9 protein-coding genes are annotated in these 11,275 nt (G+C 72.6%); 7 read left to right on the plus strand and 2 right to left on the minus strand.

Features of this window, described 5'->3' with window-relative positions; all coding sequences use genetic code 11:
* Positions 1 to 186 precede the first annotated feature (186 nt).
* The 4 genes from ABZ854_RS10685 (at position 187) to ABZ854_RS10700 (ending at position 4,133) form a co-directional block, all read left to right on the plus strand.
* Positions 187 to 705, plus strand: a complete 519-nt coding sequence (locus tag ABZ854_RS10685) for a cysteine dioxygenase family protein (RefSeq protein WP_361207439.1) — start codon at positions 187 to 189, stop codon at positions 703 to 705.
* A 34-nt stretch (positions 706 to 739) separates the two neighbouring features.
* Positions 740 to 1,699 carry a 2-phospho-L-lactate transferase gene (gene cofD, locus ABZ854_RS10690; RefSeq protein WP_361207441.1) on the plus strand — a complete coding sequence of 320 codons (960 nt, stop codon included), beginning with the start codon at positions 740 to 742 and terminating at the stop codon, positions 1,697 to 1,699.
* Positions 1,696 to 3,030: a coenzyme F420-0:L-glutamate ligase gene (locus tag ABZ854_RS10695; protein WP_361207444.1), complete on the plus strand. Its 1,335-nt coding sequence runs from the start codon at positions 1,696 to 1,698 to the stop codon at positions 3,028 to 3,030. The genes cofD and ABZ854_RS10695 overlap by 4 nt, the downstream gene beginning before the upstream one ends.
* 68 nt (positions 3,031 to 3,098) lie before the next feature.
* Complete coding sequence (locus tag ABZ854_RS10700) at positions 3,099 to 4,133, plus strand: DNA-3-methyladenine glycosylase 2 family protein (RefSeq protein WP_361207447.1); 1,035 nt, start codon at positions 3,099 to 3,101, stop codon at positions 4,131 to 4,133.
* Between the two features lie 203 nt (positions 4,134 to 4,336).
* On the opposite strand, the gene ABZ854_RS10705 is transcribed toward ABZ854_RS10700, so the two are convergent.
* On the minus strand, positions 4,337 to 5,419 hold the full coding sequence (locus tag ABZ854_RS10705) for an NDP-sugar synthase (protein ID WP_361207450.1): 1,083 nt from the start codon (positions 5,417 to 5,419) through the stop codon (positions 4,337 to 4,339).
* Between the two features lie 189 nt (positions 5,420 to 5,608).
* Entirely contained in the window at positions 5,609 to 7,018 is a 1,410-nt protein-coding gene (locus ABZ854_RS10710) for an N-acetylmuramoyl-L-alanine amidase (RefSeq protein ID WP_361207453.1), read from the minus strand.
* A 122-nt stretch (positions 7,019 to 7,140) separates the two neighbouring features.
* Here ABZ854_RS10710 and ABZ854_RS10715 point away from each other — a divergent pair, with 122 nt between their 5' ends.
* The 3 genes from ABZ854_RS10715 to ABZ854_RS10725 all read left to right on the plus strand — a co-directional run bounded on the left by ABZ854_RS10715 (position 7,141) and on the right by ABZ854_RS10725 (position 11,212).
* Positions 7,141 to 7,896, plus strand: a complete 756-nt coding sequence (locus tag ABZ854_RS10715) for a TIGR03089 family protein (protein WP_361207456.1) — start codon at positions 7,141 to 7,143, stop codon at positions 7,894 to 7,896.
* 196 nt (positions 7,897 to 8,092) lie between these two features.
* Positions 8,093 to 9,211: an LCP family protein gene (locus ABZ854_RS10720; RefSeq protein WP_361207459.1), complete on the plus strand. Its 1,119-nt coding sequence runs from the start codon at positions 8,093 to 8,095 to the stop codon at positions 9,209 to 9,211.
* Between the two features lie 252 nt (positions 9,212 to 9,463).
* Positions 9,464 to 11,212: an LCP family protein gene (locus tag ABZ854_RS10725; protein WP_361207461.1), complete on the plus strand. Its 1,749-nt coding sequence runs from the start codon at positions 9,464 to 9,466 to the stop codon at positions 11,210 to 11,212.
* Positions 11,213 to 11,275 lie beyond the last annotated feature (63 nt).

The raw sequence follows: 11,275 nt of genomic DNA on the forward strand, positions 1-11,275 counted from the left end.
CCCACGGTGCTGCCCGGTCGCGCTGTCTGTGTTGTCGCTGTACCGGCTGTTGAGCGAACCGCTCCGGCCGTCCCCGAGTCCTGTTGCGTGACTCGGTCGTTCCCTCCTTCGCAGAACCCTCCGTCCGGCCCCCGCAGAACCCGCCGCCCCGGGGCCCCACTCTCCGCCGAGGAACCACAGCACCCCATGAACAGCGACAACGACCTCCAGATCGCCGGCGACATCCTCGAAGTCCCGCACCTGCTCCAGCCGCCGCGCGAGCACCCCGCCACCGTGGCCGAGTTCGCCGGCCTGGCCCGCGCCGTCGCCGCCGACCGCGCCCAGTGGGCGCACCTCGTCCAGTACGACGCCACCACGCGCTGGTACCACCGGCTGCGCACCGGCCCCGGCTACGAGGTGTGGCTGCTGTCCTGGGTGCCGGGGCAGGGCAGCGGGCTCCACGACCACGGCCGCTCCTCCGGTGTCCTGACCGTCCTGGAGGGCACGCTCACCGAGCGCACCGAACGCGGCACGCGCGCGTTGGCGGCCGGCGCCCAGCGTGTCTTCGCGCCGGGGTACGTGCACGAGGTGGTGAACGACTCGCTGGAGCCGGCCGTCAGCCTGCACGTGTACTACCCGGGCCTGACCGAGATGCCGATGCACACCTCCCCGCACTGCGAGGCCCGCACCGCGCCCGGCACCGGGGCGCGGCCGGTGTCCGCCTGACGCGTTGTCGTACCCGCCTGCCAGACTTGGGGCCATGCGCATTGTGGTTCTGGCAGGCGGCATCGGCGGTGCCCGTTTCCTGCGCGGTCTGAAGCGGGCCGTGCCGGACGCGGACGTCACGGTCATCGGCAACACCGGCGACGACATCCACCTCTTCGGGCTGAAGGTATGCCCGGACCTCGACACGGTGATGTACACGCTGGGCGACGGCATCAACGAGGAGCAGGGCTGGGGGCGGGCGGAGGAGACCTTCCACCTCAAGGAGGAGCTGGCGGCCTACGGGGCCGGCCCCGAGTGGTTCGGGCTCGGCGACCGGGACTTCGCCACGCACATCGTGCGCACGCAGATGCTCAGCGCCGGATATCCGCTGAGCGCGGTCACCGAGGCGCTGTGCGACCGCTGGAAGCCGGGCGTGAAGCTGATCCCGATGACCGACGACCGCGTGGAGACGCACGTGGCGGTCGAGGTGGACGGGGAGCGCAAGGCCGTCCACTTCCAGGAGTACTGGGTCCGGCTGCGGGCCTCGGTGCCGGCCGAGGCCGTCGTACCGGTCGGCGCGGAGCAGTCCAAGCCGGCGCCCGGCGTGCTGGAGGCCATCGCGGCCGCGGACGTCATCCTCTTCCCGCCCTCCAACCCGGTCGTCTCCGTCGGCACCATCCTCGCCGTGCCCGGCATCCGGGAGGCCATCGCCGAGGCAGGCGTCCCGGTCGTCGGCCTGTCCCCCATCGTCGGGGACGCCCCGGTGCGCGGCATGGCCGACAAGGTGCTCGCCGCCGTCGGCGTGGAGTCCACGGCCGCCGCGGTGGCCGAACACTACGGCTCGGGCCTGCTGGACGGCTGGCTCGTCGACACCGTCGACGCGGGCGTGGTCGAGCGGGTCGAGGCGGACGGCATCCGCTGCCGGGCCGTACCGCTGATGATGACCGACGTGGACGCGGCCGCCGAGATGGCCCGCGAGGCGCTGACGCTGGCCGAGGAGGTGCGCGCGGTATGAGCACGGCGGCCCCCGGCGGGGCGGGCGAGCGGGCCGGATACCGGGTCTGGGCCCCGGCCGGGCTGCCCGAGGTGCGACCCGGCGACGACCTGGCCAAGCTGATCGCCACAGCCGAGCCCGGCCTCGCGGACGGGGACGTGCTGCTGGTCACCTCCAAGATCGTGTCCAAGGCCGAGGGCCGGATCGTCGAGGCCGCCGACCGGGAGGCGGCGATCGACGCCGAGACGGTCCGGGTGGTGGCCCGGCGCGGCACGCTGCGCATCGTCGAGAACCGGCAGGGCCTGGTCATGGCCGCCGCCGGGGTGGACGCCTCCAACACCCCGGCCGGCACCGTGCTGCTGCTGCCCGAGGCCCCGGACGCCTCCGCGCGCGCGATCCGCGACGGCCTGGGGGACATCCTCGGGGTGCGCGTCGGCGTCGTCGTCACCGACACCTTCGGGCGGCCCTGGCGCTCGGGCCTCACCGACGTGGCGATCGGCGCCGCGGGCGTGCGCGTGCTGGACGACCTGCGCGGCGGCACGGACGCGTACGGCAATCCGCTGAGCGCCACCGTCGTCGCCACGGCGGACGAGCTGGCCGCCGCCGGAGACCTGGTCAAGGGCAAGGCGGCCGGGCGGCCGGTGGCCGTGGTGCGCGGACTGTCCCACGTGGTCGCGGAGGACGGGTCGGGCGACGAGGGCGCGCGGGCCCTGGTGCGCTCCGCGCGGGACGACATGTTCCGGCTCGGCACCTCCGAGGCGGTCCGGGAGGCGGTCGCCCAGCGGCGCACCGTACGGGCGTTCACCGACCAGCCCGTCGACCCCGGCGCCGTACGCCGGGCGGTGGCCGCCGCCGTGACCGCGCCCGCCCCGCACCACACCACTCCGTGGCGGTTCGTGCTCCTGGAGTCCGAGGAGTCCCGCGTACGGCTGCTCGACGCGATGCGGGACGCGTGGATCGCGGACCTGCGGCGGGACGGCAAGAGCGAGGAGTCCGTCGCCAGGCGCGTCCGGCGCGGCGACGTGCTGCGCCACGCGCCGTACCTGGTCGTGCCGTGCCTCGTCATGGACGGCGCGCACACGTACGGGGACGCGCGGCGGGACGGTGCCGAGCGGGAGATGTTCGTGGTCGCGGCCGGTGCGGGCGTGCAGAACCTGCTGGTCGCCCTCGCCGGCGAGCGGCTCGGCTCGGCGTGGGTGTCGTCGACGATGTTCTGCCGGGACGTGGTGCGCGAGGCGCTCGGGCTGCCGGCGGACTGGGACCCGATGGGCGCGGTGGCGGTCGGTCACCCGGCCGAGGAGCCGCGGCCGCGCGCGGAGCGGGACGCGGGGGTGTTCATCGAGGTGCGGTGAAACGGGGCGGGCGCGCCGCTCGGTCTCGTTAGTCTGGCAACACTCCTACCCACCCCTGGGACTCATCCGTGGCAGGACGTTTCGCTCCGCGGCCCACGCGTACGACGGTGCGCGGGGGCCATGTCGTCGTGCCCGGCGGAGCGGGCATACCGCGGCAAGCGGATGCGGGGGCCGGGCCGGCGCGGGTGCGGACGTATGTGCCCGACGGGCCGCTGGACCTGGGGCTGGTGCTCGGGCCGCTGCGGCGCGGGCCCGGCGACCCGACGTTCCGGGCGGCGGCCGACGGGTCCGTCTGGCGTACCAGCCGGACACCGGCCGGCCCGGGGACCCTGCGGGTGCGCGCGTACGGCGGTGAGGTGCGCGGGGAGGCGTGGGGGCCCGGCGCCGAGTGGCTGCTGGAGCGGCTGCCCGAGCTGCTGGGCGCCGCCGACGATCCCGCCGCGTTCGTGCCCCGGCACCGGCTGGTGGCGGTCACTCGGCACCGGCGGCCCGGGCTGCGGCTGACGCGTACCGGGCTGGTGCTGGAGTCGCTGATTCCGTCGGTGCTGGAGCAGAAGGTCACGACCGTGGAGGCGTACCGGGCGTGGCGGTCGTTGGTACGGAGGTTCGGGGAGCCGGCGCCGGGGCCCGCGGGAGTGGGCGCCGCGGGTGAGCCACGGATGTTCGTGATGCCGGACGCGCGGAGCTGGGCGCTGATCCCGTCCTGGGAGTGGCACCGGGCCGGGGTCGATGACAAGCGGGCCTCGACGATCCTGCGGGCCGTGCGGGTCGCCGCGCGGCTGGAGCAGGCGGTGGGGATGCCGGCGGAGGCCGCGCAGGCGCGGTTGGAGGTCGTGCCGGGGGTGGGGCCGTGGACGTCGGCGGAGGTCGTGCAGCGCAGTCATGGGGCGGCGGACGCGGTGACGGTCGGGGATCTGCATCTGCCGGGGATCGTGGGGTGGGCGCTGGCGGGCGAGCGGGGGGCCGATGACGCGGTGATGCTGCGGTTGCTGGAGGCGTATGCGGGGCAGCGGCATCGGGCCGTGCGATTGATCCTGCTGAGCGGGCGGACGCCGGCGCGCCGGGCCCCCCGGATGCCTGTCGGCGACATCGGCCGTTTGTAGCCGCCCTGCGCTGCGGCTGACCGGGGGTGGGTTTCACTGGCCCGCGTCGCGGGGTGCCGCTGCGCGCCCACCCGTGCCGCCCTGGGGGTCCCCCCAGGCCCTGGAGGCACTGGGGGAGGCACGCATGCCCGCAGCTATGTACGTGCCCCGTCAGGGGCGCGGGGAACTGCGCGACCAGCCACGACGCGCCCGCAGTGAGCCTTCTACTGGTCCGAGGAGAAGCGGAGGGCTGCCGGGGGGATGGTCGCGTCGCACCAGACCCTCGCGCCGGTCCGGAGTTCGTTGTCCGCTCCGACGACCGCGCCGTCGCCGATGACCGTCCCGGTCAGCACGCTGCGTTCGCCGACGCGGGCCCGGCTGCCGATGAGGGAGTCGGTGATGACCGCGCCCGGCTCGATGACCGCACCGGGCAGGATGGTGGAGCCGAAGACCCGCACGCCCTCGGCGACGAACGCGCCCTCGCCGACCACCGTGCCGCCCGTCAGCTTGGCGTCCGGCGCGACCCGTGCCGTGGGGAGGACGAGCCGGTCACCACAGCGGCCGGGGACCGCCGGGGACGGGGCGCGCCCCATGACGAGGTCGGCCGAGCCGCGGACGAACGCGGCCGGGGTGCCGAGGTCCAGCCAGTAGGTGGAGTCGACCATGCCCTGGAGGTGGGCCCCGGCGGACAGCAGGTCAGGGAACGTCTCGCGCTCGACCGAGACCGGGCGGCCCGCCGGGATGGTGTCGATGACGGAGCGGCGGAAGACGTACGCCCCCGCGTTGATCTGGTCGGTGACGATCTCCTCCGGCGTCTGCGGCTTCTCCAGGAAGGTGAGGACGCGCCCGGTGTCGTCGGTGGGGACGAGGCCGTACGCCCTCGGGTCGGTCACCTGGGTCAGGTGCAGGGAGACGTCCGCGCCGGTCGAGGCGTGCGTGTGGACGAGCCGGCGGATGTCCAGCCCGGTGAGGATGTCGCCGTTGAAGACGAGGACGGGGTCCTCGGGCCCGGAGTGCAGGCGCCCGGCGACGTTGCGGATGGCGCCGCCGGTGCCGAGGGGCTCGTCCTCGGTGACGTACTCGATGTGCAGGCCGAGCGCGGAGCCGTCGCCGAAGTACGGTTCGAAGACCTCGGCCAGGTAGCTCGTCGCGAGGACGATGTGGTCGACGCCCGCCGCTCTCGCCCGGGCCAGCTGGTGCGTGAGGAACGGCACGCCGGCCGCCGGGACCATGGGCTTGGGTGTGTGCACCGTGAGCGGACGCAGCCGGGTTCCTTTGCCGCCGACCAGGAGGATCGCTTCTGTCACCTGTCGTCTCTGCTTCCTGCCGGGACCGGCCGAACTTCTCTTTTCGGCCGGCCAGTGTATGCAGACCGTGCGACGGTGCCCCCGTCGGCCGCGCGGCGACCCGAGGGATCGGCACGCGCTTTCACCCGTGCCGCCCTCACTTCGCCCCGCCGCGTCCTCCCCCGACGGCGGTGAACGCGCGCCCCCGCCTCAGCGCCCCTGGTAGCGGGCCGCGGTGGAACGGGCCGTGCCGAGCTTGGCGTAGAGCCGTTTGCCCGGGCATGACGTGGCGAACCCGTCCCGATGACCGGAGATCACGTTCAGTCGTACGATCTTCCCTTTTGCGTAGAGATTGCCACCCCCCGACCTGAGAGACGTCTTTCCGCGCGGATCGGCTCCATAGAGGCCGAGTTTCCACGCGGCGAGCCGGGCGACGGCGTTCACGGCGGCACGGGACGGCTTGGCGGAGCCAAAGCTGCCGATCACGGCGATGCCCATGCTGTCGGTGTTGAACCCGCGGGTGTGCGCGCCGTAGACCGCCTTCGCCACTCCCCCGGCCCGGCCCTCGTAGACGGTTCCGCACTTGTCGACGAGGAAGTTGTAGCCGATGTCCCGCCAGCCCATGCTCTTGACGTGGTAGCGGTAGATACCCCGGATGACGGAGGGCGCCTGCGCGCAGGTGTACCTGTTGCCGCTGGCCGTGTGGTGCACGAAGGCGGCCTTGACCCTCTTCGTGTAGACGAAGCCGCCCCTGCGCAGTGACTCGTTCGCGCCCCAGCCGCGGCGCGTCACGATGCGCGGCCGGGGTCCGACGTACGGCTTCGCCCGCAGGCCGCCGCCCTCGCGCCGGGCGAGTTCCCGCTCGGTGGCGCTCCTGCTCAGCGCCGGGATCTCGGTGGCACCGTACGGGACCAGGTCGGTGTTGGCGGCGGAGGTCGCGACCATCGCGTCGCCGCGGGTGCCGGCGGCGACGCGCGGAGTGCCGGCGGGCGGGCCCGGAAGCGGCGCCCGCCCGCCGGGGTCGACGAGTTGCAGGCGCAGTCCGGCGGGCAGGGGTGAACGCCCGGCTCCGGTACGGCTCCTGTCCGGCCTATCCGCCGCGGCGGCCCGGACCCGCAGGTCGACGCCGTCCGAATCGCCCACCCACAGCGGTGCCGTGGCCCCGCGCACCAGGCCGGAGGACCGGTCGGCCGTTCCGGGGTCGGCCCCGTGGTCGTCGTTGTGCGTGTCGATGTCCTGCCAGCCGGACCAGGTGCCGGTCGCGGCGGACCGGGTGCGCACCTGTACCCGGCCGTGCAGGACGGTGTCCGGGTCGTCCCAGATGACACCGACGAGGGAGAACCGCCGTACGCCCGCGCGGTACAGGCCCTGCTCGGGGGCGGCGCCCAGGACGCGTTCACCGGAGAGGGGCACGAGGGGCAGCGACCGGGTGCTGCCGGGGAGCGCCGCCGCCTCCGGCTTCTCATGTGCCGTCAGCGCGGCAGTGGTGGTGGTGGTGGTGCGTTCCGCCCGTACGGTCGCGGCGGTCGCGGGCGACGTCAGCGGCAGCGCGAGAACGGCCGCGCACGTGACGCCGATCGAGGTAGTGAGGAATCCACGCATACCCATGATCATGGACATAGTCGTAGAAATCTGGCCATCGGAAACCGGCCGTGAACTGACGGCCCGTCGGGAAACTGTTCCGCCGAACCGGTGGCCCCGCCAGCCCCAGCGCGCCCGGGGCCCGGCGTACCCTTGCGCGGGTGAACGCCACCGACCACACCCCTGCCGACCTGCTGCGATCCGCGTTCGCCGCGGATCCCGGACGCCCCTTGGTGACCTTCTACGACGATGCCACGGGCGAACGCGTCGAACTGTCCGTGGCCACCTTCGCCAATTGGGTGGCCAAGACCGCGAACCTCCTCCAGGGCGAGTTGTCCGCAGCGCCCGGCGACCGGGTCGCCCTGCTGCTGCCGGCGCACTGGCAGACGGCGGTGTGGCTGCTGGCCTGTTCGTCGGTCGGCGTGATCGCGGACATGGCCGGGGATCCGTCGGCGGCGAACGTCGTCGTCAGCGGCCCGGACGACCTGGAGGCGGCGCGGGCCTGCCGCGGCGAGCGGGTCGCCCTCGCGCTACGGCCGTTGGGCGGGCGCTTCCCGCAGACCCCGGCCGGGTTCGTCGACTACGCGGTGGAAGTGCCGGGCCAGGGTGACCGGTTCGCCCCGTTCGCCCCGGTCGATCCCGAGAAGCCGGCGCTGATCGTCGCCGGGGCGGAATACAGCGCGGCAGAGGTCGTGGAGCGGGCGGCTTCGGACGCGGGGGCGCTCGGTCTTTCGGGGCCGGGGGCCCGGCTGCTGTCGGGGCTGCCGTACGACACGTGGGAGGGGTTGAGCGCGGGGCTGTTCGCGCCGTTGACTGTCGGGGGGTCCGTGGTGCTGTGCAGGAACCTGCCGATGAAGGACGAGGGGGTTGTCGCTCGGCGGATCGAGAGTGAGCGGGTGAGTGTGGTGCGCCGCTGAGAGGGGGTGCCTGGGCTTTGCTCGGCGGGTGCGGGTGCGGGTGCGTGGTGGTTCCTCGCGCCGTTCCCCGCGCCCTGACGGGGCGCACTGCAGTCACCCGGGTGGAGTAGTAACTGTCCGCCTTGCCCCGCCCTCCGGGTGATCGTCGTAGGAGCAGGAACCGAACGCTCGTACGTCGTCGCGAGGGGGCCGCATCGTGGACGAGGACGTGCGGCGGCGTCTGCGGCGGCGGTGGATCAAGGGTGGGGCGCTCGCGGCTGTCGTGCTCGTCGCGGGTGGCGCCGGGGCCGGGTGGGCGCTGTACGCCCGGCTCAGCGGCAACATCACCGCCGATGACGCGGCGGCCGCGGAACTCGCCCGGTACGAGCGGGAGCGACCGACCGCGCTGGTGCGGGGCGCGCAGAACATCCTGTTGATCGGGTCCGACACGCGGGCCGGGGACGGCAACGGCGCGTACGGGCGGGACTCGGGCACCGAGCGGTCCGACACGACGATCCTGCTGCATCTGGCGGCCGACCGGCAAAGCGCCACCGCCGTGTCCATACCCCGGGACCTGATGGTGGCCGTGCCGGGCTGCCGGCGGCCGGACGGCAGCCGCAGTGCGCCCGCGTTCACCATGTTCAACCACGCCTTCGAGACGGGCGGTTCGGCGTGCACGATCCGCACCGTGGAGAAGCTGACCGACATCCGGGTCGACCATCACATGGTGGTCGACTTCAGCGGGTTCAAGGACATGGTGGACGCCGTCGACGGGGTGCGGGTGTGCCTGAAGGAGCCCATCGACGACAAGGCGGCGAAGCTGAAGCTGCCGGCGGGCCCGGTGACGCTCGACGGGGAGCAGGCGCTCGGGTTCGTGCGGGCGCGCAAGTCGCTCGGTGACGGCAGCGACACCGAGCGGATGGACCGGCAGCAGATGTTCCTGGCCGCGCTGGTCGACACGGTGCGCGGCGACGACGTGCTGCTGAACCCGGTGAAGCTGTATCCGGTGCTGGAAGCGGCCACCTCGTCGCTGACCACGGATCCGAAACTGGCAAGTCTGGGCGGTTTGCACCAGTTGGTGCGAGGACTGCGGAAGATCCCCACCGAACATGTGCAGTTCCTGACGGTGCCGAGGGAGCCGTACGCCTCGAACGCCAATCGCGACCAGTTGGTGGAGGACCGGGCGCGGACGCTGTTCGCGCGGCTGCGCACGGACCGGCCGGTGGCCGTCGCAAAGGACATTCCGTATGAAGAGGGGACGAACGGGCCGTCCCATGACCCCTCCCCCGTACCGGTCTTCCGCGGCAGCACGGCCGCCGGGCGGGCCTGCGGGTAAGCCGGGAGCAGTCTTCTCGTAAAACGAGCGCCAAGGCGACGAACCTGTGTTCAGGGGTATGAGAGGGATTGCCCGGTTGTAGGGAGGTGGAATTCGTCACCGGCGTCGCTCTTCCCTGAACTGGCCGGATAGTGTGAGCGGTCCGGTGCACCCGGCCACGAGGTCCTCTCTGCGGTCGAGCACTGTTTCACCGAGAACCGGGCGCCTTTGAGGGGGAAGGCGCCGCGTGCCCCGACGGAGGATCGGACAACCGTGGACGCGCAAGGCCGTGGGCGGGCGGACGATGTCGACCCCGCAGACCAGTGGGTACGCAATCCGGTCACCGGCGAATACGAACTGCGACTGAGCCCTTCCGGACCGCAGTCACCGGTGCCCGGACCCCGGAGACCGGGTCCCCGGGACACCCCCGGTGTGCCGCGTGCCCGTTCGGCACCGCATGGCGGGCACCCGCAGGAGCCGGGCCCGGCGCGCGCCGACGTGCCCGGACCGCGCCGGGCCCGGCGCGGCGGTGAGCCGGAGGTGCCGCCGGCTCGGCGCGGGCATCGGCCGGTGAAGAAGAAGTCGAGGGTCAAGAAGGCACTGCTGTGGACCGGTGGGTCCATGGCGTTCGTGCTGGTCGCCGTCAGCGCGGCGGGCTACCTCTACATCAGGCACCTGAACAACAACATCACGTCCGTCTCCGACGACGGCGCGAGCACCGGTGGCTTCCACAAGGACCAGGCCATCAACATCCTGCTGATGGGCACGGACAAGCGCACCGGCAAGGGCAACGAGGGCTACGGCGACAAGGGCAGCGTCGGCCACGCGGACACCACGATCCTGCTGCACCTCTCCCAGGACCGCACGAACGCGACGGCGCTGAGCATCCCGCGTGACCTGATCGTGAACGTGCCGGACTGCCCGACGACCCAGCCGGACGGCTCCACTAAGGTCATCCCCGGCACCCAGAACGTGCGTTTCAACACGAGCCTCGGCCAGGACGGCCGGACGCCGAGCTGCACCGTGCGCACGGTGACCGAGCTGACCGGGATCAGGGCGGACGACTTCATGGTCGCCGACTTCAACGCGGTCAAGACGCTGACCGAGGCCGTCGGTGGCGTCGAGGTGTGTCTGGCCCACAACATCGACGACCCCGACTCGCACCTGAAGCTCTCCAAGGGCACGCACAACATCTCCGGCGACCAGGCGCTGGCGTTCGTGCGCACCCGGCACTCCGTCGGCTTCGGCGGCGACCTGAGCCGGATCACCCTGCAGCAGCAGTTCCTGAGCGCGCTGATGCGCAAGCTGAAGGGCAACTCCACGCTCACCAGCCCCACGAAGATGCTGAAACTGGCCGAGGCGGGCACCAAGGCTCTGACGGTCGACGACAAGCTGGACAGCATCGGCAAGCTGAAGGACCTGGGTCTGGAGCTGGGCAAGCTCAACCCGAAGAACCTGACCTTCACCACGGTGCCGGTCGTGGACAACCCGGCGGAGAAGGTCCACGCGACGGTCGTCCTCAACAACGCGACGGCCCCCTCGGTGTTCGACGCGATCAAGAACGACGTCTCCTTCACCGAGGTGAAGAAGAAGAAAAAGGCGGCCAAGGACGCGGCGGCGGCCCGACTGAAGGGCTCCAAGGCGCCGGCCTCCGACGTCAGGGTGCGCATCCTCAACGGCGGCGCCGTCGCCGGAAGCGCGCAGCAGACCCTGGAGTGGCTGCAGAACCAGGAGGGCGTCCTGAAGTCGGAGAACTCGGGCAACGCTCCGGCGGAGCTGAGCAAGACCACGCTGGAGTACGCTCCCGACCAGGCGCCCCAGGCGCGCCGGCTGGCCGATCTGATGGGCCTGCCCGGTACGGCACTCAAGCCGGGCAAGAGCGTCGTCAACTCCCAGGGGGTGCCGGCGATGACGCTGACCCTGGGCAAGGACTTCAAGGGTGCGGGCGTGTCCCTCACCGCTCCGACGAAGGCGCCGGACGTCGACAAGTCCACTGCGGACAAGGTGAAGTGCGCTTCGTAGGTAACCCAATGGGCTCCTCGTGCGTCTAAGTGAGCGCGGGACGGGCCCGTGGTGGGGCGCAAG

The organism is Streptomyces sp. NPDC047028, assembly GCF_040644095.1.
Lineage (GTDB): Bacteria > Actinomycetota > Actinomycetes > Streptomycetales > Streptomycetaceae > Streptomyces.

What these genes read in the sequence shown, in the direction of transcription:
- ABZ854_RS10685 (WP_361207439.1), top strand. Translation starts at nt 187, where the DNA reads ATGAACAGCGACAACGACCTCCAGATCGCCGGCGACATCCTCGAAGTC.
- cofD (WP_361207441.1), top strand. Translation starts at nt 740, where the DNA reads ATGCGCATTGTGGTTCTGGCAGGCGGCATCGGCGGTGCCCGTTTCCTG.
- ABZ854_RS10695 (WP_361207444.1), top strand. Translation starts at nt 1,696, where the DNA reads ATGAGCACGGCGGCCCCCGGCGGGGCGGGCGAGCGGGCCGGATACCGG.
- ABZ854_RS10710 (WP_361207453.1), bottom strand. Translation starts at nt 7,018, where the DNA reads ATGTCCATGATCATGGGTATGCGTGGATTCCTCACTACCTCGATCGGC.